17 protein-coding genes are annotated in these 18,821 nt (G+C 68.2%); 6 read left to right on the plus strand and 11 right to left on the minus strand.

All coding sequences use genetic code 11. The features are described 5' to 3' along the window. Positions 1–299 precede the first annotated feature (299 nt). Complete coding sequence (locus BLA15945_RS05155; protein WP_233464123.1) at positions 300–833, plus strand: helix-turn-helix domain-containing protein; 534 nt, start codon at positions 300–302, stop codon at positions 831–833. A 29-nt stretch (positions 834–862) separates the two neighbouring features. Here BLA15945_RS05155 and BLA15945_RS05160 read toward each other — a convergent pair whose 3' ends face one another. Next, complete coding sequence (locus tag BLA15945_RS05160) at positions 863–1,537, minus strand: ankyrin repeat domain-containing protein (protein ID WP_174991678.1); 675 nt, start codon at positions 1,535–1,537, stop codon at positions 863–865. A gap of 185 nt (positions 1,538–1,722) precedes the next feature. On the opposite strand from BLA15945_RS05160, the gene BLA15945_RS05165 reads away from it, so the two are divergent. Next, entirely contained in the window at positions 1,723–2,586 is an 864-nt protein-coding gene (locus BLA15945_RS05165; RefSeq protein ID WP_059238442.1) for a LysR family transcriptional regulator, read from the plus strand. Between the two features lie 60 nt (positions 2,587–2,646). Here BLA15945_RS05165 and BLA15945_RS05170 read toward each other — a convergent pair whose 3' ends face one another. From BLA15945_RS05170 to BLA15945_RS05180, 3 genes are all read right to left on the minus strand, one after another. After that, positions 2,647–3,120, minus strand: a complete 474-nt coding sequence (locus tag BLA15945_RS05170; protein ID WP_059238440.1) for a nuclear transport factor 2 family protein — start codon at positions 3,118–3,120, stop codon at positions 2,647–2,649. A 56-nt stretch (positions 3,121–3,176) separates the two neighbouring features. Next, entirely contained in the window at positions 3,177–4,361 is a 1,185-nt protein-coding gene (locus BLA15945_RS05175) for an amidohydrolase family protein (RefSeq protein ID WP_174991679.1), read from the minus strand. 66 nt (positions 4,362–4,427) lie between these two features. Next, positions 4,428–5,627 (minus strand): amidohydrolase family protein, encoded by a 1,200-nt coding sequence (locus BLA15945_RS05180; RefSeq protein ID WP_174991680.1) that lies wholly within the window; start codon positions 5,625–5,627, stop codon positions 4,428–4,430. Between the two features lie 466 nt (positions 5,628–6,093). On the opposite strand from BLA15945_RS05180, the gene BLA15945_RS05185 reads away from it, so the two are divergent. Next, the gene (locus tag BLA15945_RS05185) at positions 6,094–6,744 is read left to right on the plus strand and encodes an outer membrane lipoprotein (protein WP_059238436.1); all 651 of its coding nucleotides are present in this window, start codon (positions 6,094–6,096) and stop codon (positions 6,742–6,744) included. Between the two features lie 88 nt (positions 6,745–6,832). Here BLA15945_RS05185 and BLA15945_RS05190 read toward each other — a convergent pair whose 3' ends face one another. The 3 genes from BLA15945_RS05190 to BLA15945_RS05200 all read right to left on the minus strand — a co-directional run bounded on the left by BLA15945_RS05190 (position 6,833) and on the right by BLA15945_RS05200 (position 9,955). Further along, positions 6,833–8,173 carry an amino acid permease gene (locus BLA15945_RS05190; RefSeq protein ID WP_217468143.1) on the minus strand — a complete coding sequence of 447 codons (1,341 nt, stop codon included), beginning with the start codon at positions 8,171–8,173 and terminating at the stop codon, positions 6,833–6,835. Positions 8,174–8,319: 146 nt separating this feature from the next. Next, positions 8,320–9,570, minus strand: a complete 1,251-nt coding sequence (locus BLA15945_RS05195) for an NAD(P)/FAD-dependent oxidoreductase (protein ID WP_059238433.1) — start codon at positions 9,568–9,570, stop codon at positions 8,320–8,322. 31 nt (positions 9,571–9,601) lie between these two features. After that, complete coding sequence (locus BLA15945_RS05200; protein ID WP_059238431.1) at positions 9,602–9,955, minus strand: RidA family protein; 354 nt, start codon at positions 9,953–9,955, stop codon at positions 9,602–9,604. 275 nt (positions 9,956–10,230) lie between these two features. Between BLA15945_RS05200 and BLA15945_RS05205 the strand changes: the two genes are divergently transcribed. Further along, positions 10,231–10,869 carry a helix-turn-helix domain-containing protein gene (locus BLA15945_RS05205; RefSeq protein ID WP_059238429.1) on the plus strand — a complete coding sequence of 213 codons (639 nt, stop codon included), beginning with the start codon at positions 10,231–10,233 and terminating at the stop codon, positions 10,867–10,869. A 127-nt stretch (positions 10,870–10,996) separates the two neighbouring features. Next, entirely contained in the window at positions 10,997–11,506 is a 510-nt protein-coding gene (locus BLA15945_RS05210; RefSeq protein ID WP_059238427.1) for a GNAT family N-acetyltransferase, read from the plus strand. 116 nt (positions 11,507–11,622) lie between these two features. On the opposite strand, the gene BLA15945_RS05215 is transcribed toward BLA15945_RS05210, so the two are convergent. Together BLA15945_RS05215 and BLA15945_RS05220 are read right to left on the minus strand one after the other, a co-directional pair. Further along, positions 11,623–13,620 carry a glycoside hydrolase family 28 protein gene (locus BLA15945_RS05215; RefSeq protein WP_174991681.1) on the minus strand — a complete coding sequence of 666 codons (1,998 nt, stop codon included), beginning with the start codon at positions 13,618–13,620 and terminating at the stop codon, positions 11,623–11,625. Positions 13,621–13,882: 262 nt separating this feature from the next. Next, positions 13,883–14,461: a hypothetical protein gene (locus BLA15945_RS05220; RefSeq protein ID WP_174991682.1), complete on the minus strand. Its 579-nt coding sequence runs from the start codon at positions 14,459–14,461 to the stop codon at positions 13,883–13,885. 437 nt (positions 14,462–14,898) lie between these two features. On the opposite strand from BLA15945_RS05220, the gene BLA15945_RS05225 reads away from it, so the two are divergent. Continuing rightward, a complete protein-coding gene (locus BLA15945_RS05225) occupies positions 14,899–16,257 on the plus strand; it encodes an aspartate aminotransferase family protein (RefSeq protein ID WP_174991683.1) in 1,359 nt (452 codons plus the stop codon). Between the two features lie 53 nt (positions 16,258–16,310). On the opposite strand, the gene BLA15945_RS05230 is transcribed toward BLA15945_RS05225, so the two are convergent. Together BLA15945_RS05230 and BLA15945_RS05235 are read right to left on the minus strand one after the other, a co-directional pair. Beyond that, positions 16,311–17,603 (minus strand): serine hydrolase domain-containing protein, encoded by a 1,293-nt coding sequence (locus BLA15945_RS05230; protein ID WP_233464124.1) that lies wholly within the window; start codon positions 17,601–17,603, stop codon positions 16,311–16,313. Further along, positions 17,603–18,799, minus strand: coding sequence for a serine hydrolase domain-containing protein (locus BLA15945_RS05235; protein WP_174991684.1), 1,197 nt, complete (start codon positions 18,797–18,799; stop codon positions 17,603–17,605). Before BLA15945_RS05235 ends, BLA15945_RS05230 begins: the two co-directional genes overlap by 1 nt. Between the last annotated feature and the right edge of the window lie 22 nt (positions 18,800–18,821).

Genomic DNA, 18,821 nt, shown 5'->3' on the forward strand with positions numbered 1-18,821 from the left:
AGTCTAGACCGCTCAATTTATGAGCGCAAGCGGAGGAATGCGGGGACGTGGCGGATTGACGGGCGAGGGGGATCGGGCAAGCGGGATCGCGCTTGATTGGCGGCCTTATCGCGGGGTTTTCGGGTGTTTACCCTGCGCGACGCCCCTCAGCCACAGAGCGCGTTTTTCCGGATGTTCGCTGGATTAGGGTGTCTATACCGGAGATCGACGTGAAGGCGCGCCCGATGCTGAATCGGCGGCGTTGACAACGCGCCCTATACCGTATGGCAAATCGCTCGAACACGATAACGCGTTCGACGATGCAAGATAGCCCTTATATTCATGCGCTGCTGAATCCGTGCCTGGGGGCCCGCATGCAACTCAATGAGATCGGTCAGGCCGTGGCGAAACGGAGAGCGGAACTCGCCCTCACACAGGCCCGATTGGCCAAGCTCGCCGGGCTGTCTCGCCTCACCGTCAACCAGCTCGAATCGGGCAAGCTCAACGAGCTCGGCATCAACAAGCTGATTCCGTTGCTCGCATTGCTCGGCATCGAACTCGTGACCCGTGCGCGGCCCGCTCAAAGGGACCTCTACAAGGCCGTCGTGAGTGCAAACGTCAGTTGCAAAGGTGAATTGACCGAGCGGCGACTGGTCGACGCATTGGCCACCGGGCACATCCCGGCAGGGTATGCATCGCAGTTCGCCGTCATTCTCGACGAGGTGCCGCTACCCGTCGTCGTGCAGGCGGCCGAGGAAGCCGCGGAACGCTCTGGCACCCCGCTGCTGTCCATCTGGAAAAACCTTGCCGCATGGTCGCAGGCGCTGCACCTCTATCGGAAAGTGTGGATCTAACCGCAGCACCTTCCTGCCCCCGCTAAACCCTACCGCGCCCCCGCCGCCGCCAGCACCCGCTCGATCGCGCCATACCCGCGCTGCCGCGCATGCTGCAGCGGCGTCACACCGTTCGAATCGGCCAGATCGACGTCCGCGTGCCCGTCGACGAGCAACTGCACGATCCGCACAAAGCGCTCGCTGCCGTCGCCGAGCATGATTGCCTCCAGCAGCGCGGTCCAGCCGAGCCGATTCACGTGGTCGACGTTCACGCCCGCATCGATCAGCGTGCGCACCGTCTCCACATGGCCGCGCTCCGACGCAGGAATCAGCGCGGTGCCGCGATACCGGTTCGTGCTGCGCAAATCGGCGCCGTGCGCGAGCGTCATCCGCAGGATGTCGAGATAGCCGCGCGCCCCCGCATACAGGTACGGACTGTCCTGGATCGCATCCTTCGCATTGACGTCCGCGCCCGCGTCGATCAGCACGCGCGCCGCCTCGGCGTGATTGCCGTGCGTCGCGATCAGCAGCGCGGTACGGCCCTGCCCGTCGCGCGAATCGATCTGTGCGCCGTGCTCGAGCAGCGTGCGCACTTCGCCCGCGTCGCCACGGTCGGCCGCGCTGCGCAGCCGGTTCTCGGGCGCGCCGCCGTCGGCGGCGGCCACGGCCGACGTCAGCGTCGTCAACGCAAACGAGCCGACGATCGCGATCCGTTTGAAAAACATCCCGTTTCCTCCTTGCGCGCCGCGCACGCCGATGCGCGGCCGATGCGATGCGTCAGGCGCCGGCACGGCACCCCACCACGCCGCGCCGGGTCCGGCGAAACCGCGATTGCCCGCGGCGTCCGGTCATGTTAAAAGTCGTCGCAGGCATTTGGAAATGAAATGTTCGAATCCACAGAAGTGCAGAAATGAATAGACCCCTGTTCGACATCGACCTGTTGCGCGCGCTCGTGATGGTCGCCGACTGCGGCAGTTTCACGACGGCTTCCGCGCGCCTGCATTCGACGCAGTCGACGGTCAGCCAGAAGGTGCGCCGGCTCGAGGAAATCGCCGGCCACCGCCTGCTCGACCGCGGTACGCGCGACGTGCGGCCGACCGATGCGGGCGTGACGGTGCTCAGCTATGCACGGCGCATGCTTGCGCTGAACGACGAGATGCTGGAAGCGCTGTCGGGCGCGACGGTCGCGCTGACGATCCGGCTCGGCGTGCCCGACGATTTCGCGGCGGGCCGGACGACGCACGCGCTCGCGGCGTTCAAGCGCGAGCATCCGCAGGTCAAGCTCGAAGTGATGTGCGGGTTGAGCCGTGACATCAGCGCCGCATACGACCGCGGCGAACTCGACCTCGTCTTGATCAAGCAGCGGCGCGACAGCCGCGAAGCCGTCGTGCGCTGGCCCGAGAAGCTGCGCTGGATCGACAGCGCGAAGCATCCGTCGATCGATCTCGACCCGGTGCCGATCGTCGTGTTTCCACCGCGCGGGCTCTACCGCGACGACATGATCAAGGCGATCGAGGAGCGCGGCCGCCGCTGGCGGATCAGCTTCACGACGTCGAGCCTGAGCGGCATCCAGGCCGCCGTCGCGGACGGGCTCGGCATCAGCGTGCTGCCCGCGCGCGTGGTGACCGACGAGCACGTCGTGCTGACCGCGAAACAGGGCTTCGAGCCGATCGAGAACATGGACATCGCGATCCTGCACCGCCCGACCGCCGACCCGATGGTCAGCGAACTGACGAAGACGCTCGCGGCCATGCTGGAACTCGAGAGGCAGTAGGCGCTGCGTGTTTCATTCGGCAGCAGGGAACCGGGCGCGGCGTGCTGCGCCCCGCTTGCATCAGAACATCGTGTTGCCGTTCGCGGCCTGCTCGGGCACCGGCTGGTTCACGTCCCAGTGCTCGACGATCTTGCCGTTCTCGAGCTTGAAGATATCCATGATCGCGCTGCCGCGCGTGCCCGGTTCGCGCACCGCATGCACGTGCAGGATCACGTAGTCGCCGTCGACGAACGAGCGCTTGATCTCGCTATGCGACTGCGGGTATTTGTCGCGCAGAAAGGCGACGAACTTGCGGAAGCCGTCGCGGCCGTCGGCCGCATTCGGGTTGTGCTGCACGTAGCGATCGCCGACATACGCGAGCGCGGCGTCGGCGTCCTTCTCGTTCAGGCCTTTCTCGTAGAACGCGAGCACCGTCCGCCGGTTGGCTTCCTGCTGCGCGTCCGCCGGGCCGGCCGCCACCGCATGCGCGGCCGTCACGGCGAACAGGGTCGCCGCCATCCATCGTGCGGCCCGTGCCGCTGTCGTGCGTCGCATCGTCGTCTCCCCGGAGATCCGGCTGAAAACCGGATCATACCGGGGCGACGCGACGCTCAGACCAGTGCGCCGTTGCGCGCGACGATCTTCCCGGACGACACGACGAGACGCCGCACCGGCCGCGCGACGACGGCCTCGGCGAACCTCAGCGCGTCGACGAGCACGACATCCGCGCGGCTGCCCGGCTGCAGCCCGTAATCCGCGAAACCGCAGCCGCGCGCCGCGCTGTGCGTCACGCAGTCGAGCGCGACTTCCAGCGCATCGTCGCGGCGGAAATCGTTGCGCATGCCGATCAGCATCGCGCGTTCGAGCATGTCGGGCGAACCGTACGGCGACCACGTGTCGCGCACGCCGTCGTTGCCGCCGATCACCGTCACCCCCGCTGCGCGGCACGCGACCACCGACGGCACCGGCACCGCCGCCGGCGCGGTCGTGACGATGGCCACGCCGAGTTCGGCCATCCGCGCGAGCAGCGCATCGCGCTCACGTTCGGCGATATCGCCGAGACAGAAGCCGTGGCTGATCGTGACTTTCCCCTGCATGCCGTGCGCGGCCGTGCGCTGCAGGATCAGGTCGAGCGAGTACGCGCCCATCGATGCGCGCTCGTGCAGGTGGATATCGAGCCCGCGGCCGTGGCGCTCGGCGATCGCGAACAGCACGTCCACCGCCTCGACCGGATCGCCTTCGATCGCGCACGGATCGAGCCCGCCGAGCAGGTCGGCGCCCGCGCCGAGCGCGTCGGACAGCAGCGCATCGGTGCCCGGCCGCTTGAGCACGCCCGATTGCGGAAACGCGACGATCTGGATTTCAACCTGCCCGCGCAGCGTCTCGCGCGTCGCGAGCACGCCGTGCAGATGGCGCAGCCCCGCTTCGGTATCGACGTCGACGTGCGTACGGATGCGCGTCGTGCCGGCCGCGAGGAATGCGCGCGCCAGCGCGAGCGATGCGGCACCCGCGTCGTGGCCGCTCGTCGCGCGATAGTGGCGTTCGTTCTCGATGCGGTCGACGAGGCGCGGCCCGACCTGGTTGCGATACCACGGCAGCCCCCAATGGGTCTTGTCGAGGTGCGTGTGGCCTTCGACGAGGCCAGGCAGCGCAAGCGCGCCCGCGCCGTCCTCGATCGCGCAGCCCGCAGGCGCGTCGAGCGACGGGCCGACGCGCGCGATGCGGTCGCCTTCGATCAGGATGTCGAGCGCCGTGTCGGCGCTCGTGCGGACGTTGCGGATCAGCAGGTTCGTCATGTCGGTTCCGGTGAGGTCGGTCAGTGCGAAGCAGGCACGGCGCATGCCGTGCCGCCGGTCAATGGGTCAGCGCGTGAAGCGCAGCGACGGGGCGAACGGCGCGCCCGTATCGCTTTCGCCGCGGCGGAATACCCAGCGCTCGGCCGGCACGCCCGCGACGGCGGCGGCCGCGTTCGGCGCGCGCACCGCGACGAAGCTCGCGTCGCAGCCGACCGCGATGCCGTAGTGTTCCTTGCCGATCGCGCGCGCGCCCGCGTGCGTCGCCATGTCGAGCGCGACGCCGAGCGCTTCGTCGGTGTAGAAACCCGACCGGTAGCCGACCATCATCGCGCGCTGCAGCATGTCGCCGTTGCCGTACGGCCACCACGCGTCGCGGATGTTGTCGTTGCCCGCGAACACGTGCACGCCCGCGCCGCGCAGTTGCTGCACCGGCGGGAATGCGCAGTCGCCCGGCGCGTTCGTCAGGATCGACACGCCCGCTTCGGCCAGTGCCGCGGCAGTGCGCTGCACGTCGTCATCGCTCACCTCGCCGAGCGCGTACGCATGGCTCACGTTCACGCGCCCGCCGAGCCCGGCCGCGCGCGTGCGCGCCGCGATCCGCAGCAGCTGCGCGATGCCGGTTTCGCCCGGCTCGTGCAGGTGGATGTCGATCTTCGCGCCGCGCTTCTCGGCGATGCCGAACACGATGTCGAGCTGGCCGTCAGCGTCGCCGTCGAGCGTCGTCGGGTCGATTCCGCCGACCACGTCCGCGCCTTCGCGCACCGCTGCGTCGAGAATCCCGGCGGTGCCCGGGCACGTCACGACGCCGGCCTGCGGAAACGCGACCAGCTCGATGTCGACGATCCCGCGCCATTGTTCGCGCGCGGCCATCACGGCCTGCAGGTTCGACAGGCCCGTCGTCGCATCGACGTCGACATGGCTGCGCATCGCGATCGTGCCGAACGCGGCGGCCTGCGCGATCAGCGCGTTGGCGCGCTCGACGATCGGCGGCGCGGCGGCGAGCTGGCGCTTCTCGACCGCGAGCCGCTCGCGCAGCGAGCCGACCGATTCGTGCGGCACCCAGCGATCGCCGACGAAGCTCTTGTCGAGGTGGATGTGACCGTCGACGAAACCGGGCAGCACGACGCGGCCGTCGAGGTCGATCGTCTCCGCGCCCGGCGCGGCTGCGCAATCGGCGCCGATCGCGGTAAAGCGGCCGTCACGGACGACGAGGTTGATGGGCTGGCCGCCGGCATCGACGGCGTTGATGAAAATACGTTCGGTCATGGCTTGGAATGTGGGGCGGTCGCTGCGCGACACCGGCGCGGACAGGGGAAGGAACCGCAGCCGGCGCGGCGCGACCATCGGCAGGGAATGCGGCCACGATATCGGACGGTACCGCCCGAGGCCAATTAAATGTCGCGATGCCGCGCATTCGATTTCGCGATGTGTGGCGCGCATGCCCGCCGGGCCTGGCGCGGCGATGGGGTTCGATCGCAGGGGAAAACGACGGATTGGCCGCCTGAAACGCGCGGGCCGCATGGCCGGCACGCGGATGACCGGAAGCCGCTTCGCGCCCTTGCTGGCGATGGCTCGAACGCCCCGCCCGACCGGCGATTTACGCGGCAACAGACTTTACACGTTGTTACCCGGCCGCACCGGACGTGCATCCGGCCATTCCTTATACTCACGCCGAGTTCGCCACCCGTGACGGGAATCCATCGGCGGACACGTCGCCGATGCAGGAAACATCATGATGCGCATGCCCTCCACGAAAACCGTTCTGTTCGCCTCGCTCGTCGCCGTGGCGGCGCTTCCGCTGACCGCCTGCGTCGCGCCGGGTTACTACGGCGCGCAACCGGGCTATCCGCAGCAGCAGCAATACGCGACGCCCGGCTACGCGCAGCCCGCGTATTCGCAACCGGGCTACGTGCAGCAACAGCCGGCGTATCCGAACCAGGCGCCGCAGCCGTACGATCAGTATGGCAACCAGTCGCAGTACGGCACGCAGCCGTATGACCAGTACGGCAATCAGCAACAGCAATACGCGAACCCGTACGGCGCGCAATACGGCACCGTCGCGAACATCCAGCCGGTCAACGGCTCGGTCGGCCCGTCGGGCGTGGCCGGCACCGTCGTCGGCGCGCTGATCGGCGGCGTGCTCGGCAACCAGGTCGGCCGCGGTCACGGCCGCGATGCGGCGACCGTGATCGGCGCGCTCGGCGGTGCGGTGGCAGGCAACCAGATCGGCCAGCAGATGGGCGCCGCGCAAGGACCGAGCAGCTACCGGATCGACGTGCAGGTCAGCGACGGCTCGATGCGCTCGTTCGACGTGCAGTCGCCGGGCAACCTGCGTCCGGGCGACCGCGTGCAGATCAACGGCAACCAGCTGTCGCGTTATTGATGCCGCTGGCGTGCGCGTGACCTGATCGCGCGCACGTCGGACGTTCGACGTCGGGCGCAGCGGATTCGGCGCGGCGTCGGCGTTGCCTTCACACGCGCCCGGCCCCGGGTGCGACGCGCGCCGACCGCGCAGCGGCCTGCAGATGCCGCGAACGCCGGTAAGCGATCGCCATCAGCGCCATCACCACCGCACCGGCCACCAGCGAGCCGCGCGTCGACGGATCGACGCCGAGCATCACGAACACGAACGCGACGAACACCAGGCAGATCCACGACGTGACCGGGGCCCCCGGCAAGCGGAACGCCACCGTCTCGCCGCGCGCGGCCAGCGCGCGCCGGAACCGCATGTGCGTCAGCACGATCATCGCCCAGATCACGGCCACGTCGAACGACAGGAACGACATCAGCCAGCCGAACACCCGCGCGGGAATCACGTAGTTCAGCACCACCCCGACCGACATGAACAGCACCGTCGCCCGCACCGCGCGCGACGGCGAGCCGCTCGCGCTCAGCGCCGCGAACGACGCGGGGGCAAGGCCGTTCTCCGCCATGCTCGACAGCATGCGCGCCCCGCTGAACACGATGCAGTTGAAGCTCGACAGCGCCGCGGTCACCACCACGAAGTTGACGATGCCGGCCGCCTGCCGCAACCCGAGCGATTCGAACGTCGTGACGAACGGGCTGCCGTGCTCGCCGAGTTCATTCCACGGATACAGCGCCATGATGATGAACAGCGCGCCGACGTAGAAGATCAGGATGCGCCACAGCACCGAGTTGATCGCGCGCGGGATCATCTTCTGCGGCTCGCGCGCCTCGCCGGCCGTGAGGCCGATCATCTCGACGCCCGCGAACGAATACGCGACGATCGGCAGCGCGCTCACGACACCGAGCACGCCGTGCGGGAACACGCCGCCGTGGCGCCACAGGTTCGACAGCCCGACCGGCTCGCCGTGATGGCCGATCCCCGTGAACACGATCAGCGCGCCGCCCGCGATCATCAGCACGATCGTCACGACCTTCACGATCGCGAACCAGAACTCCAGCTCGCCGTACACCTTCACGTTGAGCAGGTTGAAGCCCGAGATCGCGGCGATCGCCGACACGACCCACAGCCACTGCGGCACGTCCGGAAACCAGAAACCCATGTAGATGCCGATGGCGGTCGTCTCCGCGACGCCGACACCGACCATCAGCAGCCAGTAGCTCCAGCCGACCACGTAGCCGGCGAACGGCCCGACGTATTCGAACGCATACGCGCCGAACGAGCCGGACACCGGCCGGTGCACGGCCATCTCGCCGAGCGCGCGCATGATCAGGAAGATCATCGCGCCGCCGATCAGGTACGCGACGAGCGCGCCGGGCCCGGCCGCCTTGATCGCGGACGCCGAGCCGAGGAACAGGCCGACGCCGATGGCCATGCCGAGCGCCATGAACGAAATCTGGCGCGCGCCGCATCGTGTGCTGTTGCATGTTGTCTCCAGTCGTTGATCGTTGCGGCGAGCCGGATGGGCCGGCCGCTGGACGGAGCGGCCGGCGTCGTGTGCCGGCCGCCCTGCTGCAGCGCACGGTCGCCGGTTCAGCGGCCGTGAAGGAAACGTTCGACGCGAAACGGCGCCGGATCGACGAACGGTTGCGCGCCGGTCATCAGGTCGGCGATCAGCCGGCCGGTCACGGGGCCGAGCGTGAAGCCGTGATGCGCATGCCCGAACGCGAACCACAGATCGCGGTGGCGCGGCGCCGCGCCGATCACGGGCAGCATGTCGGGCGTACACGGCCGGCGGCCCAGCCACGGTGTGCCGTCGACACGTGCGCCGAGCGGAAACAGCTCGCGCGCGACCGGTTCGACGGCGGCGAGCTGGGCCGGCGTGGGCGGCGTGTCGCGATCGCCGAGTTCGACGCCGGTCGTCAGGCGAATGCCGCGCGTCATCGGCGTAATCAGGAAGCCGCTGTCCGCATCGAGCACGGGCCGGTGCAGCCGTGCGCCCGGCTGCGGCGCGTAGTGCATGTGATAGCCGCGCTTGACCGCGAGCGGCAGCGTATAGCCGAGCCGTTCGCACAGCAGGTCCGACCACGGGCCGAGCGCGACGACCGCCGCGCGCGCGTCGACCGGGCCTTGCGCGGTGTCGACACGCCAGCCGTTCGCGGCCGACAGCGTCAGCGCATCGCCAGTCATGATGCGGCCGCCGAGTTGCTCGAAGTGCCGCGCGTAAGCCGTGACGAGCGCATTCGGATCGCTGATCGAATCGGAATCCGTATAGCGCAGCGCGCCGAGCAGCGCGCGGCTCAGGTGCGGCTCCGCGTCGCGCAGCGCCGCCGCATCGAGTGCGTCGAACGTCACGCCGTATTCGGCGCGCCAGCGCTCGGCGTCGCGCGTTTCGGCATCGCGCGTCGCCGCCGTGCGGAACACCTTCAGCCAGCCGCCTTCACGCAGCAATTCGCCGGCGCCGGCCGCTTCGATCAGCGCGCGATGCTCGGTCACGCAGTGTTCGATCAACGGCGCATACGCACGTGCGATCTCGGCATGGCGCGCCGGATGCGAATTGCGCCAGTAGCGGTACAGGAACGGGATCAGCTTCGGCAGCGCACCGGCGTGATAGCGGACGTCGGGCGAGCGGTTGCATGCGTATTTCAGCAACGTGCCGAAGCCACGCGGAAACGCATACGGGTACACGCCTTCGCGCTGGATCAACCCGGCGTTGCCGAGCGACGTTTCGTTGCCGGGCGCCTTGCGGTCGACGAGCACGACCGACAGGCCGCGCTGTTGCAGATGAACGGCGACCGATACGCCGATCATGCCGCCGCCCAGGACGAGCGTGTCGAATGTCATCGGGAATTCCTCGCGGCGGGCAACGCGAGCGTCAGGCGAGCGCGGTCACCGCGATCTCGACGTCGAGACCGGGCTTCATCAGCAGCGCCTGCACGCACGCGCGGGTCGGCGCGTGGCCGGCCGGCACCCAGGCGTCCCACACCGCGTTGAACGCGTCGAAATGCGCGGCGTCGCTGAGCCACACGTTGGCCGTCAGCACGCGCGTCTTGTCGACGCCGGCCGACGCGAGCAGCGCGTCGATGCGCGTGAGGATTTCGGTCGCCTGCACGGCGATCGGCGCGCCGGCCGTATCGGGCACCTGGCCGGCGAGATGGACGAAACCGTTCGCGATCACGACCTGGCTCATGCGCGGGCCGGTCTGCAGACGTTTGATTTCACTGGACATGGATTGCACCTTCGCGTGCCCGGCCGCATCGGGCCGGGGAAATGACAAGGAAAACCGCCGGCACGTACATGATCGGGCAGCCGCCGCACGGGCGAGCTGCGCCGATCCGTACCCGCCTCGTTCGCGCCGGCCGCATCGGCGCCGCGAGTTTCGCGCCGTCCGATGCTAGAGTGGCCGTCACGCCCACCTCGGCGATTTCGACGAAAATTATCATATACGAGAAAAATTATTCTCGTATACGACAAAACCCGTATTCACGCCGTATTCGTATCCGCATGCCCAAACCCACCGCTCCCGTTCCGCCGCCCTCCGACGCCGCCGCTCCGCAGCTCGACCACCAGACGGTCGGCGCGCGGCTGCGCGACGCGCGCAAGTCGCGCGGCCTGACGCTCGCGCAACTGTCCGAGCGTTCCGGTATCGCGGTGTCGACGATCTCGAAGGCCGAACGCGGCGACATCGCGCTCACCTACGACAAGTTCGCGGCGCTCACGCATGCGCTCGCACTCGACTTCGACACGATGTTCGGCCGGCCCGCGCCGGCCGGCGCGATGACGCCGTCGTTCACGCCGGCCGGCCAGCAGATGGTCTACGACACGCCCAACTACGCGTACGGGATGCTCGCGAACGACCTGACGGGCAAGCGGATGGTGCCCGTGCGCGGCAGGATCCATGCGCGCAAGCTGTCGGACTTCGCCGACTACATCCGGCACAGCGGCGAGGAGTTCGTGTTCGTCCTGAGCGGCGAGCTGGAACTGCGCTTCGAGAACGGTCATGCGTACCGGCTCGGCGCCGGCGACAGCCTGTATTTCGACAGCGCGGTCGGGCACGTGTACCTGAGCCTCGGCGACACCGATGCCGAAGTGCTCGCGTGCTGCGTCGACGGCGATGCGCGGCGGCCGCGCGACGCGATCTGACGGCGAGCGCGAAACTCCGCCGAATGGCGCCACGCGAGATCCGGATTCCCATTAGGATAAGGACGATGCATCCCGCGGCCGCAGCGGCCCGCGCCGGCATGCACGACCCTCAACCGGAATTCACCCGATGACGATCACGACCCGCCTGCTCGATGCGGCCGACGCCGCCCGTTTCCAGACCGTTCGCCTGCGTGCGGTCGACACCGCGCCCACGTCCTTCCTGCCGACGCTCGACGAGGAATCGCAGGTGCCGGTCGACGAGTTCGCGACGCGCATCACGCCGACCCACGAGCGCGCAGTATTCGGCGCATTCGACGGCGATACGCTCGTCGGCATCACCGGCGTGCGCCGCGATGCACGCGCGAAGATCGCGCACAAGGCGACGATCTGGGGCGTGTTCGTCGATCCCGCGTATCGCGGGCGGGGCATCGCGCAGGCGCTGCTCGAAAGCGCGACCGGGCATGCCGCACAGGCGTGGGCATGCAAGCAACTGATGCTGTGCGTGAACGAGGTCAACGGCCACGCGGAACGGCTGTATGCGTCGCAAGGGTTCGTGCGGTTCGGTACGGAACCGCGCTCGATGTTCGTCGATGGCAAGTTCTACGACGAGCACTACATGGTGAAGACGCTCGCGTAACGCGTTCACGTTCGCTCGCTTGTGCGCTTGCCGGTGCGCTTGCCGGTGCGGTTGCGTTCGCGTGCCTCGACCGGCCACCCCGCACGCGAACGCCTTCCCTCCGTCACCTCATCGCGTCACCGCTTGTCGGTGATCGTCGTGTTGACCGCCTGCCCGGCGATCGTCACGTTCGTCAGCGTCATCGCGCTCACGTTGAACGCATAGATCGGCCCCGGCGACGTGACCGTCGGCGTGCCCGACGCGACCGGCGTGCCGAAATCGCAGCGGCTGATCGTCACGCCGGAGATCGGCTGCACGGCAGGCGTGGGCGGCGTACCGTTGTAATCGAACGCGACCGGCCCCTGCGCGACGATTGCCTGGAAGCACGACGCGGTCACGCCGTTCAGCGTCACGTTGCTCGCCTTCACGTCCGAGATCGTCACGTTCTGCATGACCGGCGGACGCGTGCGCACCGCATCGTTCGCGGGCTGGTAGTCGCAGTCGAACGTGACGATGCCGCCCTGTGCCGCGGATGGATTGCCCGCCGACGGCGTCACGACGCCGAGCGGCACGCTCGCGTTGACCGGGCTGCCCGCGAGCAGCGCGCTGCCGTAGCCGCCGCCCTTCAGTGTCACGCCGTTCGGCAGCGCGACACCCTTCACGTGGAAATCCTTCACGTAGCCGCCGCGATTCATGTTGGTCTTCACGCGAATCGCGATGTTCAGCGGGTTGGTCTGCCAGTTCGCGTTCAGCATCGACAGGTTCGTCGCATAGATCTGCTCGACGCCACCGCCCATCTCGCTGCCGAGCGTGATGCCGCCGTGCCCGCTGTTCATCGTGCAGTTGCGAATCAGGTGCCGCTTCGCCGGGCCGTATTCGGTGTCGCGGTCCTTGCCCGACTTGATCGCGATGCAGTCGTCGCCGGTGTTGAACGTGCAGTCTTCGCACAGCACGTCGGTGCAGGCGTCCGGATCGAAGCCGTCGTTGTTCGGGCCGATGCTGTTGGTCGTCACGCCGCGAATCACGACGTTGCGGCTCGCGGTCGGATGGTGCTGCCAGAACGGCGTGTTCTGCGTCTGGTAGTTCGCCATCAGCACGTTCGTGCAGCCGATGAATTCGACCATGCACGGGCGCAGGTAGTGACCGAGGCCGAAGATGCGTTTCTCGACCGACACGCCGGCCTCGGACAGCGCGGGCAGATAGTTCTGGTCCTGCTGCCACGGCGTGACCGGCGACGTCAGCAACGCATAGAGCGCGTCGGGAATCGCGGGCGCGACGATCCGCAGGTCGACGTTGTTCGCATTCGCATACGCCTGGCTCGGCACCGTCGCGCTTGCGCCGTACGCGCCCGACGAACCCTTGTAGGTCCACCAGCAGACGCTGTTCGCGCCGCTGCCGGAGAACGGCGTCATCGCCTGCCCGTTGAGTACCGACGTCGGGCCTTCGCCCGTCAGCGCGATGTTCGTCGCGTTGCGCGCATAGACGGGCGCGCCGTAGTTCAGGCAATCGTTCGCCTGCCAGCGGCTGTAGTACAGGCGGCCGTTCGCACCGCAATCGACCGGGCCGTCCTTCGCGTAGTCGGCCGGGTTCGGGCTGAAGTAGATCGTGCAGTTCGCGCTCAGGTGGAACGTGACGTTGCTCTGCAGCACGATCGGCCCCGCGCAGTACCAGGTGCCGGACGGCACGACGACCCGGCCGCCGCCTTCGCGCCGGCACGCGTCGATCGCCGCGAGGAACGCGGGGCGCGAATCGAACGCGCCGGGCGCGGTCGTCAGTTCGGAACCCGGGCTGACCGGCGATTTCGCCACCGGGTACGGCGACGTCTGCGCGACCGTCGCGCACGGGCGCGCGCCGTAGTGCGTCACGTCGAAGTCGCGCCCGCGCCGTGCGAGCCGCGACACATGCGCGAGCGACGCGGCGATGCGTGCCGCCGCGCCGTGCTCGCCCCACACGAGATCGACCGCCGACGCATTGGACACGGCGCCTCCCGCCAGCGCCCGGGTCGCCGCGAACGGTCCGCCGAGCATGGCGCCGCCGGCGAGTGCGCCGGTCCAGCCGATGAAGGCGCGACGCGATACCCGCCTCGACGAGGGCGGCGGGGCAGACGAAGACGAACGGCGGCGATAGGCGGCCATGGGCACTCCTTCAGTGTAGGGGGTATCGATGCGCCGGGCGGCGGATCACGATTTATACGTCGTCGTACTACATCGAGCAGTCTAGACGCGATCGGAGCACGACACACATCTGTCGTTTACCCTGTTTTTACTGACTTAATGCCATGAATGTGGGCACGCACTCACATCTGGAAGTGCTTCTTTAGAGATACGTTATCGTATGTTTATGCGCAAAAACTCTAACTAAAAAACCCGGCGGAAGATGTCCGCCGGGGGATTTCCGCTACTCGTCAGCCGCCGCGACGGCCTTCGTTGCCGGCTCGCGTCCCGCCGAAGCAGCCGGCTCGAACACCAGCACGAGGTCGCCGCGATAGCACCCGTTCGTCGAAACCGCACCACCTGCGCCCGGCGCTTGCGCGCTGATCTTCACGTTGCGGGTTTCGTCGTAGCCGTCGAAGCCGTCGTGTCCGGGGCTCGCCAGTGTGATCGGGCGAGCGGTACCGGGCGCGATGTCCGCGTTGCCCGCGCCACCGGTCATCAGCACGACCTTCGCGTTGACCATGTCGTCGCGGCCGTTCGACAGCCGCAGCGGCTGCAGCAATGTGACGTGGATCTCGGGATTCGTCGCGCGCACGCGGAGCGGCAGCGTCGTCGCGAACGTCTGCTGCGTGCCGTCCATCGCATTCAGCTCGACCACGTCGTACGCGGAGTTGTCCGGCTTCGACACGAACAGGCTGTCGCCAATGTGCGCGGTCAACCTGATTTTCTTGACGACCGCGTGCGGCGATGTCGAGCCTGCGTGAGCGATGCCGGTCAATGCGCTGCAGGCGACGAGTATGGCGAGATGGATTCGGATTTTCATTGTGCGGTCCCGCATTCTGGAGCGTTGGAATCGGGCGCCCGAATCCGTCCCGTCGCAGGCAATTCCGGAACCCAACTATCCCGAAATTTGCCGGCAAGCCCCCGTCGAATTCGCTGCGTCCAGCCGCGTGCGCGAACGATCGAGTCGGCCGGATTCGATCGCAACCACCTACCGGATTCGCGCGCCGGCCAATACTGGCGTGCTCGCGCGAACCCATCGCGCCATGACATGCAACAACGATAGGCCACGAAAAGCCCGTTAAACATCCATGAAAACCTTCACGGTTTCGTGCGGCTTTCGTTCACCTGTTCCATCTTGAAATCAAATAGGAAGCGCCGGCGAATTCCGCCATCAACCCGCCTCGGTAATTCCGCGTCTGTTCAGCCCCCCGCCGCGCGCGCTATCGTTTCCTCTTGTTCACAGCCCAGGAGCTGCCTTTGCCTTCCCGCCACGGAGTCGACCTCATCCGCGCCCGCGCGCTGTTCGATCGCGAGCGCCAAGCGTTCACCGAAGCCATGCCGGTCTCCCGCGCCCTCTCCGCGGAAGCGTCCGAGCACCTGCTGTTCGGCGTGCCGTTGCACTGGATGCAGGACTGGTCGACCCCGTTCTCGCTGGTCGTGAAGGAGGCGCGCGGCGCGACGTTCACCGACGTCGACGGCCATCGCTACGTCGATTTCTGCCTCGGCGATACGGGCGCGATGTTCGGCCATGCGCCCGAGCCGGTCGCCCGTGCGCTCGTCGAACAGGCCACGCGCGGCTACACGACGATGCTGCCGAGCGAAGACGCCGCCTGGGTCGCGCGCGAACTCGCGCGCCGCTTCAAGCTGCCGGTGTGGCAATTCGCGTTGAGCGCGAGCGACGCGAACCGCTTCGTGCTGCGCTGGGCGCGCGCGGCCACCGGCCGCAACACGATCGTCGTATTCAACGGCTGCTATCACGGCACGGTCGACGACGTGTTCGTCGATCTCGTCGACGGCCGCCCGGTGCAGCGCGACAGCCTGCTCGGGCAGTCCTACGACCTGCTCGCGAACACGCGCGTCGTCGAATTCAACGACCTGGCCGCGCTCGAGGCGGCCTTGAAGGATGGCGACGTCGCATGCGTGCTCGCCGAGCCCGCGATGACGAACATCGGGATGGTGCTGCCCGACCCGGGCTTCTGGGAAGCCGCACGCGAACTGACGCGCCGCTACGGCACGCTGCTCGTGATCGACGAAACGCACACGATCAGCAGCGGTCCCGGCGGCTACGCGGTCGCGCACGATCTCGAACCGGACATGCTGGTGGTCGGCAAGCCGATCGCCGGCGGCGTGCCGTGCGCGGTGTACGGCTTCAGCGCCGAATTCGCCGAACGCGCGAAGCAGGCGAAGCTGAACGCGCCGCCCGGCCATTCGGGCATCGGCACGACGCTCACCGCGAACATGCTCGCGATGCATGCGATGCGCGCGACGCTGGCCGAAGTCGCGACCGACGCCGCGTATGCACACATGTTCGAACTCGCTGCGCGACTGGCGACGGGCCTCGAGCAGGCGATCGCGAAACACGGGCTGCCGTGGTGCGTGACGCGCATCGGCGCGCGCACCGAGTTTCAGTTCACCCCCACGCCACCACGCAACGGCACGTTCGCCGGCGCGCAGCTCGACAGCGAACTCGAACACATCGTGCACCTGTATCTGCTGAATCGCGGCGTGCTGATCACGCCGTTCCACAACATGATGCTGGTGTGCCCGAAGACGACGGCCGACGATGTCGACCGGCTCGTCGCGCAGTTCGACGCTTGCCTCGGCGAGCTGGTGTGACGTGACGTGGTCCCGGCTCGCGCATCGACGCGAACCGGGACCTCGCACGCAACCTACTTCGGCAGATCCGTCGGATCGACCTGTGTGCCGGGTACGCCTTCGGCGTGCGCACTCAGGTCAAGCTCGCGCGTGAGCGCAGCGCGCGCATCGCCGCCTGAAGCCTGCACCGAAGAAGCCGCGCCATCGAGCGCCGGCAGGATGTAGCCGTTGACCATCCGGCGGAACAGCTTCACGTTCTCCGCATCGCGCAACCCGCCTTCCACCGGCAGCACACCCGTCATCACGACCACCGCATTGCGCTTCGGCAGCACCGTGATGAATTGCCCCTTGAAGCCCATCGCGCCGAGCTCAGGCTCGCTCTCGACGATGTTGTTGATCCACCAGTAGTAGCCGAAGTGCGGCGACACGCGCGGTGTCGTCATCTCCGCAATCCACTGCTGCGGGACAACCTGCCGCCCCTGCCAGCGGCCGCCGTCGAGCACGAGCATGCCGATCTTCGCCATATCGACCGCGCGCAGCCGCAGGCCCCAGCCGGCCGATACGAGCCCCGTTCGATCCGCGCGCTCCCATGCCGCGCGTTTCATGCCCAGCGGGCCGAACAGGTGCGTCTGCGCGTAGCGCTCGACCGGCTCGCCGGCGGCCGCGCTCAACATCGCCGCCGCGAGGATCGGGTTCACGTCGGTGTACTCGAACGCGGTGCCGGGCGCCACCTTCGGCGCGGCCGACGCGGCGAGCTTCAGCCGGTCGGGCGCCGTGTAATAGATTGGATCGTCCTTCGGGCTGAAGTCGTAGTGCAAGCCGCTCGACATCGACAGCACGTGTTTCAGCGCGATATCGCGCTTGTCCGCGAGCGCGCCGGCCAGATCGGGCCGCCATGCGGCGAGCCGCGCGGCGACCGGTTCGTCGAGCCGCACGGTGCGCTGATCGACCAGGACGCCCGCGACGAGCGACGTCACGGCCTTCGTCACCGAGTACAACTCGTAGGTCGCATCGCGCGACGCCTTGGCGCCGTAGCGCTCGAAGATCAGCTTGCCGTCCTTCACGACGAGCAGGCTGTACACGTCGAGCTTCTGCTCGCGGATCCAGCGCGACAACTCGACGAGCTTGCGCGAATCGACGCCGACGTCCTCCGGCGCGGCGGCTTCGATACCCGTTTCTTGCAGCGGCGGCCATGCAGCGGCCGCGTGCGCCGCGGAGATCGCCGGCACCGGCGCGAGCGCACCGCTGCCGATCAGCATCGTCGCAAGCCGCGCGAGCAGCCGGCGCACGCAAGGCACGGCGCGCGATCCGGGCCGCCGCGCATCGAGCCACGCATCCGGGTTGGCCATCATGTTCGTCATCCTCATCAAATCTCCGGTGCATCGTTGAACGCGGCGGCCGTGCCGGGCACGCCCTTCGTCTCGCGGCTGCGCGCCAGCTCGTCGCGCAGCGCCTGCGTCGTCGCTGCACGCTCGACCGGCGGCTGCGCCGGCGTGAGCGCCGGCAAGATATAGTCGTTCACCATCCGGCGATACAGGTTCAGGTAGGTCGCATCGCGCAGCCCGCCGTCGGTCGGCAGCAGGCTCGTCATCACGACCACCGCGCGCTGTTCAGGCAGCACCGTGATGAACTGCCCCTTGAAGCCCATCGCGCCGAACTCGGGCGTGCCGTGCTCGACCACGTGGTGAATCCAGCAGTAGTAGCCGTAATCGTCCGCGGCCGACGACGGCGTCGTCATCTGCCGGACCCAGCCAGCCGGCACGACCTGCTTGCCGTTCCACTGGCCGTGGTCGAGCAGCAGCATGCCGATCTTCGCCATGTCGACCGCGCGCAGCCGCAAGCCCCAGCCGCCCGCCACCGCGCCCGTGCCGTCGGCGCCGCTCCAGCGGTAGTGCGCGAAGCCGAGCGGCTCGAACAGCCGCTGGCGCGCGAATTCGTCCTCGCGTTCGCGCGCGGCGATCGACACGGCCGTGCCCACCAGCACCGGGTTCACGTCGATATAGTCGAACCGCGTGCCGGGCGGCTGCGCCGCCCGGCTCGTCACGGCGACTTTCAACCGGTCGGGTGCTTCGTAGTACAGCGGATCGGTGCCTTCGCGCGTCGTGTAGCGCAGCCCGCTCGACATCGACATCAGGTGCCGCAGCTCGAGGTCCCGCTTGTCCGCGAGTTCGCTCGCGAGATCGGGCCGCGCGGCCGCGATCAACGGCGCGACCTTCGTCGACGGGCCGAGCTTGCCTTCGCCGTCGAGAATGCCGGCGAGCAGCGCGGTAATCGTCTTCGTCACCGAATACAGCTCGTAGTTGTGGTCGCGCGTGAGGCCGTCGCCGTAGCGCTCGAACACGATCTTGCCGTCCTTCACGACGACGAGGCTGCGCACGTCCATCCGGTCGTGGCGCAGCCAGGCCGACAGCCGCACGAGCGGCGCCGAATCGACGCCGGCCGATTCGGGCACGACGCTCGGCATGTCCTGCGGCGCGCCGCCTGCGGCCAGCGCCGGGCCGCCGCACGAACCGGCGACGACGGCTGCTGCCGCGATACCGCGCATTGCGTGGGAAACGCTCATCACTGCTCCTGTCGAATCCTGC

The organism is Burkholderia arboris, from assembly GCF_902499125.1.
Taxonomy (GTDB): Bacteria; Pseudomonadota; Gammaproteobacteria; order Burkholderiales; family Burkholderiaceae; genus Burkholderia; species Burkholderia arboris.

What these genes read in the sequence shown, in the direction of transcription:
- BLA15945_RS05205 (WP_059238429.1), top strand. Translation starts at nt 10,231, where the DNA reads ATGCCCAAACCCACCGCTCCCGTTCCGCCGCCCTCCGACGCCGCCGCT.
- BLA15945_RS05185 (WP_059238436.1), top strand. Translation starts at nt 6,094, where the DNA reads ATGATGCGCATGCCCTCCACGAAAACCGTTCTGTTCGCCTCGCTCGTC.
- BLA15945_RS05215 (WP_174991681.1), bottom strand. Translation starts at nt 13,620, where the DNA reads ATGGCCGCCTATCGCCGCCGTTCGTCTTCGTCTGCCCCGCCGCCCTCG.
- BLA15945_RS05230 (WP_233464124.1), bottom strand. Translation starts at nt 17,603, where the DNA reads ATGAGGATGACGAACATGATGGCCAACCCGGATGCGTGGCTCGATGCG.
- BLA15945_RS05165 (WP_059238442.1), top strand. Translation starts at nt 1,723, where the DNA reads ATGAATAGACCCCTGTTCGACATCGACCTGTTGCGCGCGCTCGTGATG.
- BLA15945_RS05210 (WP_059238427.1), top strand. Translation starts at nt 10,997, where the DNA reads ATGACGATCACGACCCGCCTGCTCGATGCGGCCGACGCCGCCCGTTTC.
- BLA15945_RS05195 (WP_059238433.1), bottom strand. Translation starts at nt 9,570, where the DNA reads ATGACATTCGACACGCTCGTCCTGGGCGGCGGCATGATCGGCGTATCG.
- BLA15945_RS05160 (WP_174991678.1), bottom strand. Translation starts at nt 1,537, where the DNA reads ATGTTTTTCAAACGGATCGCGATCGTCGGCTCGTTTGCGTTGACGACG.
- BLA15945_RS05220 (WP_174991682.1), bottom strand. Translation starts at nt 14,461, where the DNA reads ATGAAAATCCGAATCCATCTCGCCATACTCGTCGCCTGCAGCGCATTG.
- BLA15945_RS05155 (WP_233464123.1), top strand. Translation starts at nt 300, where the DNA reads ATGCAAGATAGCCCTTATATTCATGCGCTGCTGAATCCGTGCCTGGGG.
- BLA15945_RS05200 (WP_059238431.1), bottom strand. Translation starts at nt 9,955, where the DNA reads ATGTCCAGTGAAATCAAACGTCTGCAGACCGGCCCGCGCATGAGCCAG.
- BLA15945_RS05235 (WP_174991684.1), bottom strand. Translation starts at nt 18,799, where the DNA reads ATGAGCGTTTCCCACGCAATGCGCGGTATCGCGGCAGCAGCCGTCGTC.
- BLA15945_RS05175 (WP_174991679.1), bottom strand. Translation starts at nt 4,361, where the DNA reads ATGACGAACCTGCTGATCCGCAACGTCCGCACGAGCGCCGACACGGCG.
- BLA15945_RS05170 (WP_059238440.1), bottom strand. Translation starts at nt 3,120, where the DNA reads ATGCGACGCACGACAGCGGCACGGGCCGCACGATGGATGGCGGCGACC.
- BLA15945_RS05180 (WP_174991680.1), bottom strand. Translation starts at nt 5,627, where the DNA reads ATGACCGAACGTATTTTCATCAACGCCGTCGATGCCGGCGGCCAGCCC.
- BLA15945_RS05190 (WP_217468143.1), bottom strand. Translation starts at nt 8,173, where the DNA reads ATGGCGCTCGGCATGGCCATCGGCGTCGGCCTGTTCCTCGGCTCGGCG.